The organism is Pseudomonas marincola (assembly GCF_900116605.1).
Lineage (GTDB): Bacteria > Pseudomonadota > Gammaproteobacteria > Pseudomonadales > Pseudomonadaceae > Aquipseudomonas > Aquipseudomonas marincola.
Genome location: NZ_FPBC01000003.1, coordinates 287,664 through 309,541 on the forward strand (window position 1 = coordinate 287,664; position 21,878 = coordinate 309,541).

Genomic DNA, 21,878 nt, shown 5'->3' on the forward strand with positions numbered 1-21,878 from the left:
CGATTGGAGCTGGGTCATTAAATAACCGCTGAGCGTTGAGTACTCAGCAGCTTTAAAGAGGTTTTCCCTGTGGCACTGACGATTCTTGGACTTTCTGGCGCGCTTAGCCACGATCCATCGGCAGCACTTTATATCGATGGCAAGCTGGTGGCGGCCGCTGAAGAAGAGCGCTTTGTACGCGACAAGCATGCTAAGAACCGCATGCCCTACGAGTCGGCCAAGTTCTGTTTGGAGCAGGCGGGTATCAAGCCGGCGGACGTCGATGTGGTGGCCATTCCATTTGCCCCGATCAGCCTGTTCGATAAAGCCCGTTGGCACTACGCCAAGCGTTACTGGTACGCGCCGGATCGCGCCCTCGATGCGATTCTTACTGGCAACCGTCGCTACAAGCGCTACCGCACCAAGATCAAATGGTGCCTGGAACAGCTTGGCTTTGACCTGAAGAAGGTCAAGATCGAAGCCGTTGAACACCACCTGGCGCATGCTTCCAGTGCCTACCACTGCTCGGGCTTCACCGAGAAGACGGCGATCCTCGGGATCGACGGCAAGGGCGAGTACGCCACTACATTCTTCGGCTACGGCGAGAATGGCAAGATCCACAAAATCAAAGAATTCTACGACCCGGATTCGCTCGGCGGCCTTTACGGCGCGATGACCGAGTTCCTCGGTTTCGAGATGCTCGACGGCGAATTCAAGGTCATGGGCATGGCGCCATACGGCGATGCGTCCAAGTACGACCTGTCGCGTTTGGCTTCCTTTGAAAATGGCGAGTTGGTGATCAACACCGAGTACGCCAACGTAATCGGCCTGCGCCGTTACAAAGAGAATGGCAAGGGCTTCTACTTCTCGAAGAAGCTGATCGACTGGCTCGGGCCAAAGCGTGAAGGCGATATCGCCGATGATCCGTACATCCATTACGCAGCAAGCATTCAGGCGTTGTTTGAAAAGCTTGCCCTGCAGATGATGGATTACTACCTCGGTGACATCATCAAGGAAACCGGCAAGATCGCCTATGCCGGCGGCAGCGCGCTCAACGTTAAACTCAACCAGAAGATCATCGCCCGTCCCGAAGTCAAAGAGCTGTTCGTTCAGCCTGCCTCCGGCGACGCCGGGACCTCTGTTGGCGCCGCCGCGTACGTGTCGAACAAGCTCGGGGTTCCGGTCGAGAAGATGGAACACGTCTACCTCGGCCCGTCGTACTCAAACGAAGATGTGATTGCAGCGTGCGCCAAGCACCCGAGCAAACCGACCTTCAAGCAAATCGACAACATGCCGCAACGCATCGCCAAGATCATGGTCGATGGCAATCCCGTTGCCTGGTTCCAGGGGCGCATGGAGTTTGGTCCGCGCGCCTTGGGCGGTCGCTCTATCGTCGGTTGTCCAAGTATTCCCGGCGTTGCCAACCGGATTAACGAGCAGATCAAGTTCCGCGAGCGCTGGCGCCCATTCTGCCCGTCGATGCTCGACACGGTCGGCACACAAATGCTCAAGGTTGATCACCCGTCACCGTTCATGACCTTCACCTTTGAGGTGAATGACGAGTGGAAAACCCGCGTCTCTGAAGTGGTTCACGAAGACGGCACTTCGCGTGCGCAGGTGCTTAAACGTGAGTACAACCCGCGTTACTACGACATGATGAAAGAGCTGGAAAACCTCACCGGCAATGGCGTATCGCTGAACACCTCGCTTAACCGCCGGGGTGAAGCAATGATCTGCTCGCCGACTGATGCGCTGAACATGTTCTACGGCTCTGACCTGCAATACCTCATCATGGAAGATATCCTGGTGGTTAAGGAAGGTATGGATTGGTATGACGGTGTCTGAACCGCTTTTCAGTGTGGTCATCCCCGCCTATAACTATGCAGAAAAAATAGCGCGGGCAGTGGAATCGGTAGTGGCTCAGCTGGATCAAGCCTCTGCCGATCTACTGGTGGTCGATGATGGCTCCACTGATCAGACCTTAGAGGTGCTTGAGCAGCTACAAACCAAGCACAATGGGCGTTTTCGTGTCATCAGCAAGCCCAATGGCGGTTCCGCTTCAGCGCGTAACCGCGGCATCGAGGAAACCTCAGGCCAGTACCTGATCTTCCTTGATGCTGATGATGAGATGGCGCCAGGCGCACTTGCAGTGCTGGCCCAGCATATCGAAGGATATCCGACGACCCGAATGGTTGCAGGTGCTTATTGGTCAGTATTCGACAGTGGCAAACAGCGACTGCGTCCGGCGTCGAGCTTCCCTGCCGGTGCACGTGAGCGGGTGCAGGCGTATCTGCTGAAAAAGACCGTGGTGCTGAGCAATGGCGCTTGTGCAATGCACCGTGAGATTTTTGCCCACGGCGTCTATCCCGAGAATTTTCGCAGCGCCGAAGACATCCCCGTCTTTGCTCAGGCGCTGGCGCGTTTTTCCTGTACTACAGTCGAGCAACCGCTGGTGCTTATTCACAAGCACGCGGGAAGCCTGCGGCATAATCTGGAGTTCGCCCGAGAGTCTGGCTTGGCGCTGGTTGATGAGGTGTTTTCTGAGCAGCGTATGCCAGCTGAACTGCAGGACCTTAAGCGCAGTTTTGTCGCGCAGCGCTGCGCTTCATTGTTTCGTACGTTTTACAGCGCCGGTGAGCGAGATACGGCGCTTGAGTTCTACAAAGATGCGTTGCGCGCCGACTGGCGCCTGATTGCCAATTGGTCATATACCCGCAAGGCGATCAAGCTCTTGCTGAGAGGGCGTTAATGTCACGTAAGCTCAAGGTTCTGCAGCTTCAGGGGCGCTACAACGTCAATGCATCGGACCTTGCAGAACAGATCATCAAGGGCTTGCCTGAGGATCGCTTTGAGGTCGTTACAGCTTTTTTACGTGGCGCGCCTGGAGAAGGTGAGCCGCATAGCGTGGCTTCGCGCTCAGTGTATTTTGATTTTCCGCAGTCGCAGCTCAAGGGGCTGCGACTGAAGGCAATGTATCGGCTTTATCAGTTCTGCCGTGAAGAAGGGTTTGATGTGGTGATTGCTCATCGCTTCAAGTCCATGAACATGCTGATGCTACTTAATCGTTGGCTGAAAATACCGCTGTGCATCGGCGTGCAGCACGGTATTGGTGATTTTGACCGGGCTTACCGGCGCTTTGAGTCACGCCTGCTGCTCACTGACAACTGGCGGGTCGTCGGCGTTTCACGCGCCGTGCATGAATACTTGCTGGGGTGTGGCGGAGGGTTCACGCCGCGTAATAGTTTGAAGATTAATAACGCGATTGATATTCAGCGTGCGGAGCGCCTGCTGTTGTCTCGCGAACAGGCGCGTGAAGCGCTGGCTCTGGAGGCTGGGGCTTTCGTGTTCGGCACGATTGGTCGACTGGTTCCCGTGAAAGGCCAGATCTATATGGTCGAAGCCTTTGCCACCCTCAAGGATCGTTACCCTAACGCTCAACTGGCGATTATCGGTGAGGGACGTTCACGCGCGGATCTAGAAGCCGCTATCAGTCGGTTGCAACTGGCCGGACGTGTGCACCTGTTGGGCGCTCGTAATGATGCGCTGCAGTATGTGCGGGCTTTCGACGTGTTTGTCATGCCGTCGCTTTCGGAAGGTCTGCCGCTGGCGATGCTGGAGGCGATGGCCGGGCATTTGACAGTGATCGGCTCGGACATCGACAGCCTCAAACCACTCCTTGAAGACAGTGGCGGCTATATTTTCCCGGTGAAGAATGTCACGGCGCTGGCTGAGCAAATGGTCAGGGTTCTTGAGCTTAGCGCTGAAGAGCTTACGGCCAAGGGAAACACTGCTTACGAGTACCTGTGCCGCGCTCATTCGATTGACGATTATCGGCAGAATTATCGGCAACTGATCGAGCAGGCGTTGAATCCGGAGCCTGCAAATCATGGATAAGAACGCTGAATCCCCTCTGGTTACGGTGATCATCGCCTCTTATAACCATGGCCAGTACATTGAAGAAAGCATTCTCAGCGTTCTCAATCAAACCTACCCTAATATCGAGTTGTTGGTGATTGATGATGGCTCTAGCGATGACAGCGTAGAGCGCATCACTGCATTGCAAAACCAGCACGGCTTTTACTTCAAGGTGCAGAAAAACCAGGGGCTTTCGAGCACGTTGAATGACGCGATTGCGATGTCCAAAGGCAGCCTCATCGCGCCGTTTGGTTCGGACGATGTCATGGTTGCCGAGCGCATTGCACTGCAAGTGGCGCACATGGAGCACGCTCCGGAGGTCGGTATTTGCGCCGGCAATATCGAAAAGATCGATGCACAGAGCAAGGTTAAGGATCGTCAGCGTCTGCGCCCGGCACGGCGGCTGAATTTTGATGATGTGTTTCTGCAGACCAAGCCCGGAGCACCTGCACCGACACTATTGTTCCGGCGCGAGGCGCTCGAAAAGGTTGGCGGCTTTGACCCTAAAATCCGCCTTGAGGACCTGTACATCGAGTTGAAGATAACCCGGGCAGGTTATTTCATTGATGTGCTTGAGCCAGTTCTTGCCAAGTACCGGACACACGACACCAACACCTACAAAAACCTGCGTTTCATGATCGACAGCGTACTGACTACTTACGCGCTGTTCAGCGATCACCCGCAGTATCCTGAGGTGTGTAATCGCTTCATCAATTCGATGTTGTTGAAGTGCGCGCGTACCGATAAACCGCTCGCTCGTGAGCTGTTCAAACGCTTGCCGGTGAGCGCCTGGAACAGCAAGACGCTTCGGGCAGCAGGACGATACCTGCTACCGGCGTAGGCAATCTCAAGCTGCTGACAGATTTCGCTGGCGGCTACTTGGCTGTTTGCTTGCGGCTGGTAAACGCGTGGTTTAGCCGGGCAGCGGCTTTGTTGCCGGCGGATTGGGCGTAGCCTTGCACCAGCGAGTCGAGATGTTCGTCGGCCAACCAGGTCGTATCTTCCTTGTACCTCACCATATGCTGGACATTTCGCGTGCGCTGCCAGAATGAGAGCGGGCGCGAGAAGATCTTCATGTCGGACACATCAATCAGGGCAAATTGCTGGTCGGGCATGATCAGTACGTTGCCCAGATGTAGCGAGCGGAAGTAAACCCCGGACTCGTGCAGCTGGCCGAGGAAGTTGCCGAACCGAAACAGCTCTTCTGGCAACTGCTCCTGGGTCAAAGTGCGCCAGTAACTGCGCAGTGTTTCGCCAGCGACTGGTTCGTACTGCAAACCGTTGAGTTGCAACTCGGGCACAACAATCAAATCGAGCGTGATGGGTGCTGGGATACCCAGTGCTATCAGGCGTGCGGCATTGCGTGCAAAGCGCACTGACGGCGGTGCCCACAACGAAGACGACAAAAGACGCTTGCGACGAAAGAGCTTAAGGAAGCTGCCATCGGCAAGCCGGGCAACTTTAAGACCGTAGCCGTCTTCCTCGATAGTCTGTGAGCCTTCTAGTTTGGCTTGCAGCTGTGCTTGGGTCAGGGTCGTCATGTGTCGTTCTGCACGCGTTGGCGAATGGACAGGGCGGCAAACAGCGCGAGTGGAATCCAGATCAGGTACCAGTTCTCGTTGGGACGCGAGATAAACGAACTGCCTTCGGTTAATCCTGCGAATACCCCGTAACACACCAGTGCAGACGCCAGTTGAATCGCTGCGTCGTGGCGAAGCTGCAGGGTTTTGCGCAATAGGGCGAAGTACATCGCCGCCCAGATTATCAGCCCGATAAGCCCCAGATGTAGCAGTACGGCAAGTTCAACGTTGTGCGGGTCTTCCAGTTGTTGCATGCCGGGAATCGTGAATATGAACTCGCTCTGATAACCGTAGCCAAACCAGAGTTTTTCCTTTGCCTGCTCTAGGGCCTGTTGCCAGATATGTGGCCGGTAAGACAAACCGCGCTCCATCAGGATATCGGGCGCAACAAAGTACAGCGCAACACCCGCCAAACAAACAGAGGCAAACACGTACAGGCCTTTTTTGCCGGTAATCATCATCAGCCAAAGCGCTACTGCAAAAATTGCCAGCAGTGGCGTTCGTGAGCCGGTCTCAAGCACAGCTGCCAGCAACGGCAGAGCGAGCAGAATTGCGATCCAGCTATTACGGCCCTGAGACGTTGCCCATGTCGCGAGCCAGTAGGCGCAGAAGAAACCGAATACGTGCGAAGAAAGCAGTGGGTTGCGCAGTGTCCCAGTGCCTACTAGGCGTGCATCCGCAGTGGCGTTAGGCAGAAATTGGATGAGGTTGTAAACCGCGCCCAACGACATGACCACAGCGCTGACGCGCAGGGCTGTCAGCAAGAGTTTTACATCCCGACAGGCAATGATCGCGCAGCCGGCAAACAGCATGAATATATACAGTGGCCGCTTGGTCAGGCTTGCAGGGCTGTGCTCTTGCGACCAGTCAAGGCTCAGAATCATCAGTGCGGCCAGCAGCAAAAAGAACACTATGATCGGCTCGCGTAACAACGTCTTGAACAAACTCGGCTTAACTATCAGTCCCAGCAACGCCGGAAATGCAAAGAAGCCATAGTAAAGCTTGGTATGGGTACTGAGTTCCGGCAGCCAGATCATCCCGGTCAGCAGCAAAAAATAGCCAAGGGGCAGCCAGTACTGGGCGATCAACGTATATAGCCGAGTTTGAGTTGCTGCCAGGAGCGTTGGGGAAGATTGCATTGTCTGGAAGGGGTTGTTAGAAAGGGGCGTAGCATAATTGATCTGTCCGCAAGATGAAGCCTTTGTCGGCTTAGTTTGCAGTTTGTGCTGCAATTTCGTTGCTGGCGGCATGCTTGGCTCTAGTCTTTGAGGCCCTGTGATATACTTTTTTACCCTACCGGCGCGTCGAGCCCTATGAGCGATAAAACCCCTGTCTCTACCAGTCTAAAAATTTATTTCCGCCTGCTCAGCTACGTAAAACCTTACGTCGGCTACTTTGGGTTGAGTATCGTCGGCTACGTGATTTTTGCTTCGACGCAGCCGATGCTCGCTGGAATTCTCAAGTACTTCGTTGATGGCTTGTCCAATCCCCAAGCGGTGCTTTTCCCGACAGTCCCTTACCTGCAAGACCTCGAACTGCTGCAGGCGGTGCCGCTGCTAATCGTCTTGATTGCAGCCTGGCAGGGTCTTGGCTCGTTTCTGGGTAACTTTTATCTGGCCAAGGTGTCGTTGAGCCTGGTGCACGATTTGCGCACGGCGTTATTCGACAGCTTGTTGAGCCTGCCCAATCGTTACTTCGACAGCCACAACTCTGGTCATCTGATCTCACGCATCACCTTTAACGTGACCATGGTCACAGGGGCTGCCACCGATGCGATCAAGGTGGTTATCCGCGAAGGGCTGACGGTGGTCTTCCTGTTTATCTACCTGTTGTGGATGAACTGGCAGTTGACCATGGTCATGCTGGCGATCCTGCCGGTTATTGCGCTGATGGTTGGCAGTGCCAGCAAAAAATTCCGCAAACAGAGCAAGAAAATCCAGGTGGCGATGGGGGACGTGACTCACGTGGCCTCGGAAACCATTCAGGGCTATCGGGTAGTGCGCAGCTTTGGCGGCGAGACTTATGAGTCTGAGCGTTTCGAGACTGCCAGCCGTGACAACACCTTCAAGCAATTGAAAATGACCAAGACTGGCGCGGTGTACACGCCGATGCTGCAACTGGTCATCTACGTTGCGATGGCGGTTCTGATGTTCCTGGTTTTGTATCTTCGCGGTGATGCGACTGCCGGTGATCTGGTGGCTTACATCACGGCCGCCGGTCTGCTACCCAAGCCGATTCGCCAGTTGTCTGAGGTGAGCGCCACCATCCAGAAAGGCCTTGCAGCGGCGGACAGCATCTTTGAGCAGCTTGATGAATCGCCGGAAGTCGACAGCGGTTCAGTCGAAGTCGAAAAGGCAACCGGTCGTCTGGAGGTCAAAGGCCTCAGCTTCCAGTATCCAGGTACCGAGAAGGCCGTGCTGCACGACATTAATTTTGTCGCGGAACCCGGCCAGATGATTGCTCTGGTAGGTCGTTCCGGCAGCGGCAAGTCGACACTGGCTAACCTGATTCCGCGCTTCTATCACCATGAAACCGGGCAGATCCTGCTTGATGGCGTCGATATCGAAGAGTACACCCTGCGTAACCTGCGTCGGCATATCGCGTTGGTGACCCAGCAAGTGACGCTGTTTAACGATTCCGTTGCCAACAACATTGCCTACGGTGATTTGGCCGGTGCGCCGCGTGAAGACATCGAGCGTGCGGTTGAGGCGGCATACGCCAAAGAGTTTATCGATAAGCTGCCCGAAGGCCTCGACACAGAAGTAGGCGAGAACGGCGTGCTGCTGTCTGGCGGTCAGCGCCAGCGTTTGGCGATTGCCCGTGCGCTGCTGAAAGATGCACCGATTCTGGTGCTCGACGAAGCGACTTCGGCGCTGGATACCGAATCTGAGCGACATATTCAGGCCGCGCTGGATTCGGTCATGAAGGGCCGGACGACGTTGGTGATCGCTCACCGTTTGTCGACTATCGAGAAGGCCGATCAGATTCTGGTGATGGAGCAGGGGCAGATTGTCGAGCGCGGCACTCATGCCGAGCTGCTGGCGATGAATGGCTATTACGCCCGCCTGCATGCGCTGGGACTGGATGAGCCCGAGTCTGAAAACGTCTGACACCACAACGGCAAGCTGCGTGCGTCCTGCCATTTGGCGCAGCTTGCCGGCCGTTCCCGATCACCAGGTTTGTACTGGCCTGTGCTGATTCGCCTGATAAACTAAGAAACCGCTACTTAAAGGCTTCGGAGTTCACATGAAGTTGTCCATGCCCCGTTTTGATCAAGCCCCGGTTCTGGTGGTTGGCGATGTCATGCTCGACCGTTACTGGCATGGCGGTACTTCACGTATCTCGCCAGAGGCGCCGGTTCCTGTGGTCAAGGTTGAGCAGATCGAAGACCGTCCCGGCGGCGCTGCCAACGTTGCGCTGAATATCGCGGCGCTGGGCGCACCGGCAATTCTGGTCGGCGTTACCGGTGAGGATGAAGCTGCTGAAAGCCTCACCGACAGCCTTGAGGCGATTGGCGTCAGAACCCACTTCCAGCGTATCGAAGACCAGCCCACCATCGTCAAGCTGCGGGTCATGAGCCGTCATCAGCAATTGCTGCGCATGGACTTCGAAGAGCCCTTCAATACCGACACCGATGCGTTGGCTGAAATGGTCGACTCCCTGCTCGACGGGGTCAAAGTGCTGGTGCTGTCGGATTACGGCAAAGGCGCATTGAAAAACCATCAGGCGCTGGTGCAGTTGGCGCGCAAACGCAATATTCCGGTGCTGGCCGACCCCAAGGGTAAAGATTTCTCCATCTACCGTGGCGCGAGCCTGATCACCCCGAACCTCAGCGAGTTCGAGGCGATAGTCGGTCGCTGTGAAGATGAAGCGCAATTGGTCAGCAAAGGTGCCGCGCTGATGCGTGAACTGGAGTTGGGCGCGCTTCTGGTGACCCGTGGTGAACACGGCATGACGTTGCTGCGTCCTAGCCATGCACCGCTGCATCTGCCTGCGCGGGCGCGTGAGGTGTTCGATGTGACTGGCGCGGGCGATACGGTTATTTCCACGCTGGCAGCGGCATTGGCGGCCGACGAAGAGTTGCCGCAAGCCGTTGCCTTGGCCAACCTGGCTGCCGGTATTGTGGTTGGCAAGCTGGGTACGGCGGCGATCAGTGCGCCGGAGTTGCGTCGTGCTGTGCAGCGGGAACAAGGTTCGGAGCGCGGCGTGTTGAGCCTCGATCAGCTGCTGATTGCGATTGAGGATGCGCGCGCGCATGGCGAGAAGATCGTCTTCACCAATGGCTGTTTCGACATTCTGCATGCAGGCCACGTGACTTACCTTGAGCAAGCGCGTGCGCAAGGTGATCGTCTGGTGCTGGCAGTTAACGATGATGGCTCTGTTAGTCGCCTGAAAGGGCCGGGCCGACCTATCAACTCGGTCGATCGGCGTATGGCTGTTTTGGCGGGCTTGGGCGCGGTTGATTGGGTGGTGAGTTTCAGCGAGGACACGCCCGAGCGCCTGCTCAAGCAAGTGCAGCCTGATGTGCTGGTCAAGGGCGGCGACTACTCGATCGATCAGGTCGTTGGGGCGGACATCGTTAATGCCTACGGCGGCGAAGTGCGGGTACTGAGTTTGGTTGAGAACAGCTCGACCACAGCCATCGTCGAGAAAATCCGCAACCGCTAAATGCTGTGCCGGTAACCCGCTAGGTTGCGGATTACCGGCGTCAGGCGTCAGCCCTGACGCGCTTGCGGTTGCTTGAAATCGGCGGCTCCAGCCGGTTTGGGCTTTGCCGGACTCTTGGCCGTTGGTGCCTTGAGTTGTTGCGATTTTGCCCAGTCCTTCCAGCGGATTCGTTCATCGCGAACCACCCAGCCGTCCTGAGCGGCAAAGCTCTCTGCCAGCCAGACGCCGCGGGTACTCGCCGGGCTTAGCTCGCCCTTTTTCAAGGTCAGCAATTCTGCGGTGGGTTTGCCGTCTTCCAATGCGATCAGATACAGATCGGGCTTGCTGCGGTCCAGACGTGCGACCAGGGTGCCATCTTCAAGGCATTCATCGGCATGGAACAGGCTCAGCTGTTTGACCTCTTTGGGCAGCTCCATGCGCATGTCGTACACCAGTTGCAGCGAAGCCGTTGGCAAGTGCACGTACGCGCGCGGGCGCTCCAATAGCGTCAGATTGCTGCAACGCACCGGGCGCGCAGCCCCCGATAACGATCCAAGACGGAAATTAACCGCTTCACGGTAGTGCAGCACGCCTTGATACGGCGTCGGCAGCCAGGTCTCGCCAAAGCGTCCGGCCAGCCAGCCTTCGGGCGTTTCCATCAGGCACTCTTCAGCGACTTCCTGAATGGCGGTGAGCAGCGGCAAGTTGAGTTCGTGGGCTGGCACGTAGCCGGAAATCAGCTTGAGCACGACATCGCCGCGGTCGGCTCGGCGCTGGCGTACCAACACCCAGTAATCACGCCCTTGCCAGTTCAGCGTCAAGCGTACGGAGACCCCGAGATTAGCCAGTTCCACGGCAAAGCGCTGGTTGTCTTCGATTACAATGGTGGTGCGCCGCTCAAGCATTTCCCTGAAGTTAAGCGGGCGGCCCAGGCTCGAATAAGCCAGCCCGTCCGGGTCGGCCTCAACAAACAGTGGCAATGTTTTAAAGGCGTTAGGATCTTTGCGAATTAACGTACGCGACATTTGCGCTCCTTTAGGCTTCTGCTCTGTTGTTTTCGGCGCCCGTGAGGTCGTGCGCCGGTATTCAGTCAGCTCCGAGGGCTGTGTCTCAGCGTAAAGCCTGAATCACCTCGGCGGCCATTGCGACATTCGAAGATAGATGTTTTGCGTTGATGGTGCCAATGATTGCGCTGCTAACCGCCGGATGGGCAAATATCAGTTCGAAGCTGGCGCGTATCGGGTCAGCACCAGGAGCGAGGCAAGCATGCCCGCTGGCGAGGGCTTTCTTGATAAGGATTGCCTTGCCGTGCTCGGCCGCATAATCCAGCACCGGCAATTCGGCCTGCTCATTAAGGTTGTAAGTGACCATCGCGCAGTCGCCTTGCTCCAGCGCCAGCAACCCGCCCGCCACGGTTTTTCCGGACAGGCCGAAGCCGCGAATCTTGCCTTCCTGTTTCAGTGCCAGCAGGGTTTGGTATATCCCGCTGTTTTGCAGAATATCGACGTCGTTGCCGTCTGAATGCACCAACAGCATGTCGATGTAGTCCGTCTCCAGCCGTTGCAGGCTGCGCTCGACGGAGTAGCGGGTGTGGGCCGGGCTGAAATCGAAAGAGGAGAGGCCGTTGTCGAACTCTTCGCCTACCTTGCTGACGATGACCCAGTCCTGACGTTGCCCGCGCAATAGCGGGCCGAGTCGGGTTTCGCTATTGCCATAAGCGGGCGCGGTGTCGAGCAGGTTGATGCCTAGATCGTGCGCTTGGGAGAGTAATTGGCGCACGCTGGCGTCGTCGGGAATGGTGAAACCATTCGGGTATTTGACGCCCTGATCGCGGCCAATCTTGACGGTGCCGAGACCTAACGGAGAAACCTGCAAGCCGCTGCTGCCCAATGGCCGGTGCAGGTGATGCAGGCTGCTCATGCGAACATGTGCTCCCAGATTGGCTGGGCGACTTCAGGCTGCTTGAGTTCAGGCAATGCTGGATGCTCGGCTGGGACGATGGCATCGCGTTTCAGACTCGCCATGACCCGGTCGGCAAAGTCAGGTGCCAACGCCAGCTTGGTCGGCCAGCCGACGATCAGCGCTCCTTCATCAGCGAGGAATGCATTGTCTGGCCGCATCAGGCTGGATTGTGCCGGTTCAGCGCGATCAACCCGGAGCGTCGCCCATTTGGCGGTGCTCAGGTCGATCCATGGCAGCAACGAGGCCATTTCAGTTTGTGCCGCTTGAATCTGTTCTTCAGGCGAGCGCGCCACGCCACTGGCTTCGGCGATGTCGCCGCCCATGTACCACACCCATTCGCCGTCTGAGCAAGGATGAGTGGTTACGGTGACGCGTGGTTTGGGACCGCCACCCAGGCAATGGGCATACAAGGGCTTTAGCGATGGCCCTTTGGCCAGCACCATGTGCAGTGGGCGTAATTGTTGCTCAGGCTTGTTCAGGCCGAGCGCAGTCAGCAGTTCGGCTGTGCCGCTGCCGGCGCTGAGCACGATACGCTGGGCGCGAATTTCCCGGCCGTCTACGCGCAGGCCCACCAGCTGCTGGTTTTCGTGCAGCGGTTCAATCACCTTACAGGCCAGCAGGCTATTGGCGCTGAGTTCGGCGAGCCGGGTAATCAGGCTCGGCACATCCAGCACCAACTCGGCCAGGCGGTAAACCTTGCCCTTGAACTTGCGGTCTTGCAGGGCCGGTGGCAACTGATCTCCTTTGACCTGATCAACCCGGCCGCGCACGGCTTTGCTGGCAAAGAAGCTGGTGAGATTGCCGGCAAGGCTGCCTGGCGACCATAAATAATGCGCATCGGAAAGCAGGCGTACACCGCTCAGGTCGATTTCGCCGTTGCCGGCAATCGCTTCGCGCCAGCGCCGTGGCATATCGGCGATGGCTTCGGAGGCGCCAGTCAGTGCCCCGTGCAGCGCGTACTTCGCGCCGCCGTGGATGATGCCTTGCGAAGCTACACTCTGGCCGCCACCCAGTGTGGCGTTTTCCAGTAGCAGCGTGGCATAGCCTTCACGGCGCAACCGCGCATTGAGCCATAGGCCTGCGATACCGCCACCAACGATTAGCACGTCGGTACTCAGAGCTTGGGACATGTGAACGCCTCAACAGTCAAACAGGCTCCCAGTATAGCGCGGGCGAAGCTTACAACTCTTGATCTCAGTGCCCGACTGACCGAGAAAACATTTGAATAACCACAACCCCTGCAATAATCAGTGCCATGCCCGCTATTGCAGCTAAATCCAGCGTCTGCTGGTAAAGCACCGCAGCAGCAATACTCACCAGCACAATGCCCAGACCGGCCCACACGGCGTAGGCAACGCCTACCGGAATGGTTTTGACCACCAGGCTGAGCATCCAGAACGAAATCGCGTAGCCAACGATCACCAGCAGCAACGGCAATGGCTTGCTGAAGCCGTTGAGCGCTTTCATCGAGGTCGTCGCAATCACTTCAGCGGTTATGGCAATCGCCAGATACAAGTAACCGGACATAATCAGTCTCCTTTTCGATTGAGCGATTCTAGTCATTTACATGATGGGATAAAGTGATTACCTATCTGCTATGGAGATGGGTATGCAGTGGAATCTTGAACAGTTGCGTCTGTTTGTTGGGGTTGCCGAGGGCCGGTCGTTTTCGGCCGTGGCGCGGCAGATGAATCGAGTGCAGTCGGCGGTGAGTTCGGCGATTGCCATGCTGGAGGCCGATCTGGGTGTAACCCTGTTCGAGCGCAGCAGTGGCCGCCAGCCCGTGTTAACCGCCGCAGGCAGTGCGTTGTTGGCCGAAGCGCGGGATGTCTTGCACCAATGCCAGCGCCTTGAAGGGCGAGCGCTGGGCTTGAGCCGGGGCGAGGAGGCGTGCTTGCGCCTAGCGCAGGACGAGGCCATGCCGTATCAGCCGGTGCTCGACAGTTTGGAGTCACTGTCTCAGGCGTTTCCGCTGCTGGAGGTGCAACTGGCAAGCGGCGCTCAAGGTGAAGTTGCCAATAAGCTGCTGGAGCGCCGGGCCGATCTGGGCTTATTGTTCAACCACGAGAAGATGCCCGATGCGCTTGAGCGCCAGCGTTTGGGCACGATCGAGATGGTCACGGTATGCGCAGCCAATCACCCTCTGGCTCAAGCGACGCACATTGGCCGGCGTGAGTTGGCGCGTCACCGCCAGCTTCTCATGGCGCCACAAGAGGGTCAGTATCCGGGCGGTGAACAGCTCAGCCCCTCTGTCTGGCGGGCTGATAGTTTTTACGCCATGGCCGAACTGGTAATGCGCAATCTTGGCTGGGCCTGGTTGCCGCGCCACGTTGCAAGCTACCCGACGTATCTCAGTCAATTGGTTGAATTGCCCTGCGACTGGACGCCGCCGCCTCTGGTTGTGGAACTGGTCAGGCGTCGGGATGAAGCGCTTGGGCCGGCTGCGCAGTGGCTGGGTAAAAGTTTTGCCGAGCATCTGCGGGCAATCGGCTGATGGAAATTGATCGCTCTGCTAAGCTGCGCGCCCATGAATCGATCAATTTATAGTCTGTTGTTTTATCTCGGTTTACCGCTGATCGCTGTGCGTCTGGCTTGGCGTGCATGGCGTGCCCCGGCGTACGCCAAACGCATCGCTGAGCGGTTTGCTTTTGGCCTGCCGCCGTTGCAGCCAGGCGGTATTTGGGTGCATGCGGTTTCGGTGGGTGAAAGCATTGCCGCGGCGCCGATGATTCGCCAATTGCTGGAACGTTATCCACAGCTGCCGGTGACCATCACCTGCATGACACCAACCGGTTCCGAGCGTATTCAGGCCATGTTTTCTGGTGCCGAGTATCAGGGCCGTGTGCAGCATTGCTACATGCCTTATGACTTGCCGTGGGCGGCCGCGCGTTTTCTTAAACGACTGCAGCCCAAGCTGGCAGTGATCATGGAAACCGAGCTGTGGCCTAATCATATTCATCAATGTGCGCGCCGCGGTATTCCGGTCGCGCTGGCCAATGCGCGGCTTTCCGAGCGTTCGGCGCGTGGTTATGCGCGCTTCGCCAAACTGACAGCGCCGATGCTCGCCGAGTTGGATCTGATTGCGGTGCAAACGCAGACCGAAGCGCAGCGCTTCCGTGAACTGGGCGCTCGCGCCGAGTGTGTGGATGTCACCGGTTCAATCAAGTTTGATCTGCGTATCGACCCGGCGCTGTTGGCCCGGGCGGCTGAGTTACGCGCGCAGTGGGCGGCTCAGGATCGGCCGATATGGATTGCAGCGAGTACTCACGAAGGTGAGGATGAACAGGTACTGCTGGCGCATCGTCAGGTGCTTGAAGGTGATCCGCGAGCGCTGTTGATTCTGGTGCCGCGTCATCCCGAACGTTTCAACTCGGTGTTCGAGCTGTGCCGACGAGAAGGTTTCAACACTCAGCGGCGTTCAACCGCCGCCGCTGTGACTGCCGAGCATCAGGTGTTACTGGGCGACACCATGGGCGAGTTGCTGTTTTTGTACGCACTGGCCGACCTGGCCTTTGTCGGCGGCAGCTTGATTGCCAGTGGTGGGCACAATCCGCTTGAACCTGCTGCGCTGGGCAAGCCGATTCTGATGGGCCCGCATGTGTTCAACTTTCTCGAAATTACCGCGTTGCTGCGCAGTGCCGGTGCTTTGCTTGATGTCGACAGTGGCGAGCAACTGGCGGTCCAACTCAAGGAGTTATGGCAGCAGCCGCAGCAGGCTGAGGCAATGCACAGCGCCGGTTTGGCAGTGATGCAGGCTAATCAGGGCGCGCTGCAACGCTTGCTTGACGGGTTGGATGCCTTACTCAAACGCTGATCAAAACAGCCGCCCGTAAAAAACCCGACAGCAGTCGGGTTTTTTGTTTAAACCGGCAGTAATCAGTACTGCGGATTGCCGTGCATTTGCGCCTCGGCGGCTTTGGCCAGATCTGGCGGCAGGAAGTCTTTATCCGGATTGTAGTCCGGCTTGAGGTAAGCACCCAGCGCTTCCAGGTCGCCCGGACTGAGGGTGCCGGCGGCCTGCTTGAGGCGCAGGTTGTTGAGGATGTAGTCGTAACGGGCATCGTTGTAGTTGCGCACCGAGCTGTACAGCTGACGCTGGGCGTCGAGGACGTCCACGATGTTGCGCGTGCCCACCTGATAACCGATTTGAGTCGCCTCAAGTGCGCTCTGGTTGGAGATGATCGACTGCTTACGCGCCTGTACAGTTTCTACGTCGGTGTTCACGGCGCGGTGGAAGTTGCGTGTGTCCTGAACGATCTTGCGACGCAGGCTTTCGCGCAGCTGCTCGGTCTGGTCGAGGCGCTGATAGGCTTCGCGTACCTGCGAGCTGGTCAGGCCGCCGCTGTAGATCGGGATATTCAACTGCAGGCCGAGAGTGGTTTGCGAAACATCGCTGCCGTACGGCTGAGCGCCTGTCGGAATACCGGTGTTGGTAAAGCCAAGGCTGTCGTTGTCGCCTTGCTCGTAACTAGCCACTGCATCGAGTGTCGGCGCGTGACCGGCCTTGCGCTGACGCAGGGTTTCGTTGGCAGCGTCCACGGCAAAGTTGCTGGCTTGCAGATTGAGGTTCTGTGCGGCAGCCGTATCGACCCAGGCCTTGGCATCATTTGGCGTCGGGGCGAGGATGGGCAGCGTGTGTTTGATGCCTTCGATCGAGGTGTAGTCACGGTTGGTCAGGGTCATCAAGGCTTGAAAAGCATCATCAACCTGGCGCTGCGCAATAATCCGGTTGGCGCGTGCGGTGTCGTAACCGGCTTGCGCTTCGAGTACGTCGGTTTTGTCTGACAAGCCAACTTCAAAGCGCTCATTGGACTGATCGAGTTGGCGCTTGAACGCCGCTTCTTCGGCCTTGGTTGATGCCAGTGTGTCCTGCGCGCGCAGCACGGCGAAGTAAGTCTCGGCACTCGAAAGAATCAGGTTCTGTTCGGTGGCGGACAAATCCAGTGCAGCCTGCTCGCTGGTCGCTTCGGCAGCTTGCAGTTGATACCAGCGATCCGCACGGAACAGCGGCTGGCTCAGGTTGGCCTGATAGCTGGTGCCGCTGCGCGACAGCGTGGTTGAAGGCTGGTCGAGCGAGGTCCGGGTATTACCCACGGTTGCACCACCCGTCAGGTTTGGCAGTAAGCCCGCCCGCGCCTGAGGAACAACTTCGCGGCGCGCCTGATAGTCAGCGCGCGCAGCTGCCAGATCAGCGTTGTTGTTGGCTGCTTCGTTATAGACCGATACCAGGTCCGTTTTAGTTGTCAGCGGGACATGGGCTTGTTCTGCCCAAGCCGAGCCTACCGAAGCAGAGGCAACAGCGAGTGCCAAGGTGAGTCTGCGCAGCATTGGTTTTTCCTAGGTTCGATGTTAGTCAGCAAGGCTAAGGTTAGCTGCCATAAGGGTCAAGATGAGGCCCTGCCGCAGAGAGTGTAGTTTGCAACAAGCTATGTTGCTTCACAGCAACAATCAATGAAAACTCGGCCGGTGAGTCACTTTACGACGAATTGGCCTCAAGGGGCTTGGTTTTCACCTGCACAGTTGTTTAGACTGAGCGCGTTCTTGTCGGGGTGCCCTAATTGAGGGGCTGAGATTGGCATATTGCCGGATCCCGTTGAACCTGATCAGGTTAAGGCCTGCGTAGGGAACAAGATGTCCTCATCACCTGCCATGATGAGTCTCTCGGCACTCAATCCGTGCCCCCCGCGCCACCCGTCTCTGTTCAAGTTCGCTCCGACATACTACTCAGGAGAGTGTTAGTCGATGAGCGTACAACAACAAAATAGCCTGCAGAACCTCAGCGAATCAGCCAAGGTCGATCAACAGTCGATTCAGCCCTTCCCGCGGTCGCGAAAAGTCTACGTGGAAGGTTCGCGCCCGGACATCCGTGTGCCCATGCGCGAAATCAGCCTGGACATAACCCCGACCGAGTTCGGCGGTGAAATCAACGCGCCGGTGCTGGTCTACGATACGTCGGGTCCGTATACCGATCCTGGCGTGCAGATTGATGTGCGCAAAGGCCTGGCTGATGTGCGCTCTGCCTGGATTGCCGAGCGTAATGACACCGAATTGCTTGAGGGCCTCAGCTCGCGCTTCGGTCAGGAACGCCTTGCCGACCCTGAATTGACCAAGATGCGCTTCGCTCATGTGCGCAATCCGCGTCGTGCCAAGCCTGGCCATAACGTCAGCCAGATGCACTACGCGCGCAAAGGCATCATCACGCCTGAGATGGAATACATCGCCATCCGCGAAAACCTCAAACTGCAGGAAGCGCGTGCCGCCGGCCTGCTTGATGCGCAACACGCTGGGCAGAGCTTTGGCGCGGCGATTCCCAAGCAGATCACCGCTGAATTCGTTCGTGAAGAAGTTGCGCGTGGCCGGGCAATTATCCCCGCCAACATCAACCACACCGAGCTTGAGCCGATGATTATCGGCCGCAACTTTCTGGTCAAGATCAACGGCAACATCGGCAACTCGGCGCTGGGCTCCTCGATTGAAGAGGAAGTGGCCAAGCTGACCTGGGGTATCCGTTGGGGCTCCGATACGGTCATGGACCTCTCGACCGGCAAGCACATCCACGAAACCCGCGAGTGGATCATCCGTAACTCGCCAGTACCGATTGGCACCGTGCCGATTTATCAGGCGCTGGAAAAGGTAAACGGCGTGGCCGAAGACCTGACCTGGGAATTGTTCCGCGATACGCTCATCGAGCAAGCCGAGCAGGGCGTCGACTACTTCACCATTCACGCAGGAGTGCTGCTGCGTTACGTGCCGCTGACGGCAAAGCGTGTGACCGGCATTGTTTCCCGCGGCGGCTCGATCATGGCCAAGTGGTGCCTGGCGCACCATAAAGAGAACTTCCTCTACACCCATTTCGACGAAATCTGCGAAATCATGAAGGCCTACGACGTCAGCTTCTCGCTGGGTGACGGCCTGCGTCCCGGCTCGATTGCCGACGCTAACGATGCGGCGCAATTCGGCGAACTGGAAACCCTCGGCGAGCTGACCAAGATCGCCTGGAAACATGATGTGCAGTGCATGATCGAAGGCCCTGGGCACGTGCCGATGCACATGATCAAAGAGAACATGGACAAGCAGTTGGAATGCTGTGACGAGGCGCCGTTTTATACCCTCGGCCCGCTAACCACCGATATTGCGCCTGGCTATGACCACATTACCTCGGGTATCGGTGCGGCAATGATCGGCTGGTTCGGCTGCGCGATGCTGTGCTACGTGACACCCAAAGAGCACCTCGGCTTGCCGAACAAGGATGACGTCAAGACCGGCATCATCACTTACAAGATTGCCGCGCATGCCGCTGACTTGGCGAAAGGCCATCCCGGCGCGCAGATTCGCGACAACGCCCTGTCGAAAGCGCGTTTCGAATTCCGCTGGGAAGATCAGTTCAACCTCGGGCTGGATCCGGACACGGCGCGCAGCTATCACGATGAGACGCTGCCGAAGGACTCCGCCAAGGTCGCGCATTTCTGCTCGATGTGCGGGCCGAAGTTCTGTTCGATGAAAATCACGCAGGAGGTGCGCGATTACGCCAAGGTCAACGGCTTGTCTGATGAAAGCAAGGCGGTCGAAGCCGGCTTCAAGGAGCAATCGGCGCGGTTCAAGGATGAAGGCTCGGTGATCTACCGTCAGGTCTGATCCCAATAAAAGGTGCGCTGGCTTGATCGCCGCGCACCTGATTCGTGGTTTTAGAGCGCCGGGGTTACTGACTCCGGCTTTTGCTTATCTGTTGATCGAGATGCCTTGCGCATGAAAACTCCCAATACTTATTCACCTCATCTGGCGGTTCCGGCCGGGCAGCGCGTATTCGGCGGCCGTGACCTGTTCTCGCTGTGGTTCTCTCTGGGCATCGGCCTGATGGTCTTGCAGCTTGGTGCTTTGCTCGCGCCGGGCCTGGGCATGAGCGGCGCGATGCTGGCCATTGCTTGCGGCACGGCGGTCGGCGTGTTGCTGCTCGGCGCGGTTGCGGTCATCGGCAGCGATACCGGGTTGGCTTCGATGGCAGCGCTCAAGCTGTCGCTGGGCAGCAAGGGGGCGGTGCTGCCCGCGCTGCTCAATTTGCTGCAACTGGTCGGTTGGGGCGCATTCGAGATTATCGTCATGCGTGACGCTGCCAGCCTGTTGGCGGGCCGCGCATTCGGTGAGAACAGCCTGCTCACCGAGCCGATGCTCTGGACCTTGCTGTTTGGTGCGCTGGCAACACTGTTGGCAGTGAGTGGCCCGCTGACGTTCGTGCGGCGGATTCTGCGCAAGTGGGGCATCTGGTTGTTGCTCGGGGCGTGCGTCTGGTTGACCTGGAACCTGTTCGACAAGGCCGACATGGCCGCGCTTTGGGCGCGCACCGGTGATGGTTCGATGCCGTTTGCGCTGGGCTTTGACATTGCTATCGCCATGCCGTTGTCGTGGTTGCCGCTGATCGCCGATTACTCGCGCTTCGGCAAGAGTGCGCGCAGCGTATTTGGCGGCACAGCCTGCGGATTCTTCCTGGGCAACTTCTGGCTGATGAGTCTCGGCGTGGCTTATACGCTGGCGTTCGCGGCAGATGCCGAGGTCAACACCTTGTTGCTGGCGTTGGCGGGCGCGGGGCTGGGGATACCGTTACTGCTGATCCTGCTCGACGAGTCCGAGAATGCCTTTGCCGATATTCACTCGGCGGCGGTTTCCAGCGGGATTCTGCTGGCGGTCAAGGTCGAGTACCTGGCGCTGGCAATCGGTGCGCTGTGCACCTTGATCGCGCTGTTTGCGCCGTTGGCTGAATACCAGAATTTTCTGCTGCTGATCGGCTCGGTGTTCGCGCCGTTGTTTGGCGTGGTGCTGGTCGACCACTTTATTCTGCGTCGTCGGCAGGTTCCGCAGGGAACATTGCCAGCATTGCGCTGGGATACCGTGGCGGCCTGGGGCTGTGGTGCGGTGATTTATCACCTGCTGAGCAATTTCTGGCCTGACGTGGGCGCAACCCTGCCGGCGTTGTTAGCGGCGGCGGGGCTGCAGTTCGTGCTGGGAAAACTTAGCTCTCAGGCAAAAACTCTGGTTTCAGTATCCCCTTGAGCTGAGCGTACGGAATGGTCAGCGACGGATGGCCATTCGAGTACGGGCCGAGGGTCAGTACATCGTATTTGAGCAGCAACTGGTCGCGCGTCAACGCAATGTTTTGCGTTTCGCGGAACGGCCAGTCCTTCACAAAGCTTGGGTCTTTATCCAGCTGATTCTTGGCCAGCCAACGCTTATGGGCTTGCTCGACTTGAGCCCAGAATGCCCCGGACCGGCTCGGCAGCAGAATATCGTTGAGGGTCAGCACCTTCCCTGTGTCGCGGTCGTAGTTGATGAAACCGCGACCGGGCATACCGTGATTGCCTCCCGTGTCGATGTAGCTGGAGAACTCAATCACCGCAACATCGTCATGTTGATCAATTAGCTTGGCCTGCAGATAGGTTTTCCAGCCTGGCTCGGCGTTTTGCAGGAAGTCTTTTTCAAACGACTCCAGCGAGGTGGGCTGCGGCGCGTCCGGTGAGTTTTGGGTCATGCTGAGCAGGCGCTTTTCAACCAGTTCATCCAGTTGTGGATTGTTGGCGAACTTCAGCGTGTCGATGTTCACCAGCGGGCAGGATTCACCCGCGCAGCCTGGCAGACGGTGCTCCCACGCCACGCGTTTAGGCTGCAGGGGTTCTTGTTGCGGCAGCAGGCTTTGGCAGCCACCGAGGATCAGGCCGAAACCTGCTATTGCGAGTAATTTGGTCAGGGACATTGAATTCTTCGTTGGCTGAATGAAGAGAATGCAGAGTTTACAAGGGTGTTGGA

Annotated in this window: 18 protein-coding genes and 1 riboswitch; of the genes, 10 read left to right on the plus strand and 8 right to left on the minus strand. The window is 57.6% G+C overall.

Going from position 1 to position 21,878, the window contains the following annotated elements:
- Positions 1-69: 69 nt before the first annotated feature.
- From BM395_RS07590 to BM395_RS07605, 4 genes are read left to right on the plus strand one after another with little or no spacing between them, the layout of a single operon-like run.
- Positions 70-1,824 (plus strand): carbamoyltransferase family protein, encoded by a 1,755-nt coding sequence (locus BM395_RS07590; protein WP_090510270.1) that lies wholly within the window; start codon positions 70-72, stop codon positions 1,822-1,824.
- Positions 1,811-2,728 (plus strand): glycosyltransferase family 2 protein, encoded by a 918-nt coding sequence (locus BM395_RS07595; protein ID WP_170860564.1) that lies wholly within the window; start codon positions 1,811-1,813, stop codon positions 2,726-2,728. The genes BM395_RS07590 and BM395_RS07595 overlap by 14 nt, the downstream gene beginning before the upstream one ends.
- Positions 2,728-3,873, plus strand: a complete 1,146-nt coding sequence (locus BM395_RS07600; RefSeq protein WP_090510272.1) for a glycosyltransferase — start codon at positions 2,728-2,730, stop codon at positions 3,871-3,873. Before BM395_RS07595 ends, BM395_RS07600 begins: the two co-directional genes overlap by 1 nt.
- Positions 3,866-4,735, plus strand: coding sequence for a glycosyltransferase (locus BM395_RS07605; protein ID WP_090510274.1), 870 nt, complete (start codon positions 3,866-3,868; stop codon positions 4,733-4,735). Before BM395_RS07600 ends, BM395_RS07605 begins: the two co-directional genes overlap by 8 nt.
- 34 nt (positions 4,736-4,769) lie before the next feature.
- Here the strand turns inward: BM395_RS07605 and BM395_RS07610 are convergent, their stop codons facing one another.
- Positions 4,770-5,435 carry a BUD32 family EKC/KEOPS complex subunit gene (locus BM395_RS07610; RefSeq protein ID WP_090510277.1) on the minus strand — a complete coding sequence of 222 codons (666 nt, stop codon included), beginning with the start codon at positions 5,433-5,435 and terminating at the stop codon, positions 4,770-4,772.
- A complete protein-coding gene (locus BM395_RS07615; RefSeq protein WP_244528945.1) occupies positions 5,432-6,511 on the minus strand; it encodes an O-antigen ligase family protein in 1,080 nt (359 codons plus the stop codon). The genes BM395_RS07610 and BM395_RS07615 overlap by 4 nt, the downstream gene beginning before the upstream one ends.
- A 276-nt stretch (positions 6,512-6,787) precedes the next feature.
- Here BM395_RS07615 and msbA point away from each other — a divergent pair, with 276 nt between their 5' ends.
- Both msbA and hldE read left to right on the plus strand, forming a co-directional pair.
- Positions 6,788-8,584, plus strand: a complete 1,797-nt coding sequence (msbA, locus tag BM395_RS07620) for a lipid A export permease/ATP-binding protein MsbA (protein ID WP_090510283.1) — start codon at positions 6,788-6,790, stop codon at positions 8,582-8,584.
- A 136-nt stretch (positions 8,585-8,720) separates the two neighbouring features.
- The gene (gene hldE / locus BM395_RS07625) at positions 8,721-10,142 is read left to right on the plus strand and encodes a bifunctional D-glycero-beta-D-manno-heptose-7-phosphate kinase/D-glycero-beta-D-manno-heptose 1-phosphate adenylyltransferase HldE (protein ID WP_090510287.1); all 1,422 of its coding nucleotides are present in this window, start codon (positions 8,721-8,723) and stop codon (positions 10,140-10,142) included.
- Between the two features lie 47 nt (positions 10,143-10,189).
- On the opposite strand, the gene BM395_RS07630 is transcribed toward hldE, so the two are convergent.
- From BM395_RS07630 to BM395_RS07645, 4 genes are all read right to left on the minus strand, one after another.
- Positions 10,190-11,146 (minus strand): metal ABC transporter ATPase, encoded by a 957-nt coding sequence (locus BM395_RS07630; RefSeq protein ID WP_244528946.1) that lies wholly within the window; start codon positions 11,144-11,146, stop codon positions 10,190-10,192.
- An 85-nt stretch (positions 11,147-11,231) separates the two neighbouring features.
- Positions 11,232-12,041 (minus strand): aldo/keto reductase, encoded by an 810-nt coding sequence (locus BM395_RS07635; protein WP_090510289.1) that lies wholly within the window; start codon positions 12,039-12,041, stop codon positions 11,232-11,234.
- Entirely contained in the window at positions 12,038-13,213 is a 1,176-nt protein-coding gene (locus BM395_RS07640) for an NAD(P)/FAD-dependent oxidoreductase (protein ID WP_090510291.1), read from the minus strand. Before BM395_RS07640 ends, BM395_RS07635 begins: the two co-directional genes overlap by 4 nt.
- Before the next feature lie 64 nt (positions 13,214-13,277).
- Positions 13,278-13,610: a DMT family transporter gene (locus tag BM395_RS07645; protein WP_069898314.1), complete on the minus strand. Its 333-nt coding sequence runs from the start codon at positions 13,608-13,610 to the stop codon at positions 13,278-13,280.
- A gap of 82 nt (positions 13,611-13,692) precedes the next feature.
- Here BM395_RS07645 and BM395_RS07650 point away from each other — a divergent pair, with 82 nt between their 5' ends.
- Positions 13,693-14,577, plus strand: a complete 885-nt coding sequence (locus BM395_RS07650) for a LysR family transcriptional regulator (RefSeq protein WP_069898313.1) — start codon at positions 13,693-13,695, stop codon at positions 14,575-14,577.
- A gap of 33 nt (positions 14,578-14,610) precedes the next feature.
- Complete coding sequence (gene waaA / locus BM395_RS07655) at positions 14,611-15,897, plus strand: lipid IV(A) 3-deoxy-D-manno-octulosonic acid transferase (RefSeq protein ID WP_090510295.1); 1,287 nt, start codon at positions 14,611-14,613, stop codon at positions 15,895-15,897.
- A gap of 62 nt (positions 15,898-15,959) precedes the next feature.
- Here waaA and BM395_RS07660 read toward each other — a convergent pair whose 3' ends face one another.
- Positions 15,960-17,411 carry a TolC family outer membrane protein gene (locus BM395_RS07660; RefSeq protein ID WP_069898311.1) on the minus strand — a complete coding sequence of 484 codons (1,452 nt, stop codon included), beginning with the start codon at positions 17,409-17,411 and terminating at the stop codon, positions 15,960-15,962.
- A gap of 207 nt (positions 17,412-17,618) precedes the next feature.
- Positions 17,619-17,726: riboswitch (TPP riboswitch) on the plus strand.
- A gap of 99 nt (positions 17,727-17,825) precedes the next feature.
- On the opposite strand from BM395_RS07660, the gene thiC reads away from it, so the two are divergent.
- Together thiC and cytX are read left to right on the plus strand one after the other, a co-directional pair.
- On the plus strand, positions 17,826-19,718 hold the full coding sequence (thiC, locus tag BM395_RS07665; RefSeq protein WP_090510298.1) for a phosphomethylpyrimidine synthase ThiC: 1,893 nt from the start codon (positions 17,826-17,828) through the stop codon (positions 19,716-19,718).
- A 111-nt stretch (positions 19,719-19,829) separates the two neighbouring features.
- Positions 19,830-21,128 (plus strand): putative hydroxymethylpyrimidine transporter CytX, encoded by a 1,299-nt coding sequence (gene cytX / locus BM395_RS07670; protein ID WP_090510302.1) that lies wholly within the window; start codon positions 19,830-19,832, stop codon positions 21,126-21,128.
- Here cytX and BM395_RS07675 read toward each other — a convergent pair.
- Positions 21,088-21,825 (minus strand): RsiV family protein, encoded by a 738-nt coding sequence (locus BM395_RS07675; protein ID WP_090510303.1) that lies wholly within the window; start codon positions 21,823-21,825, stop codon positions 21,088-21,090. The two genes, cytX and BM395_RS07675, sit on opposite strands and share 41 nt — an antisense overlap.
- Positions 21,826-21,878: the final 53 nt, after the last annotated feature.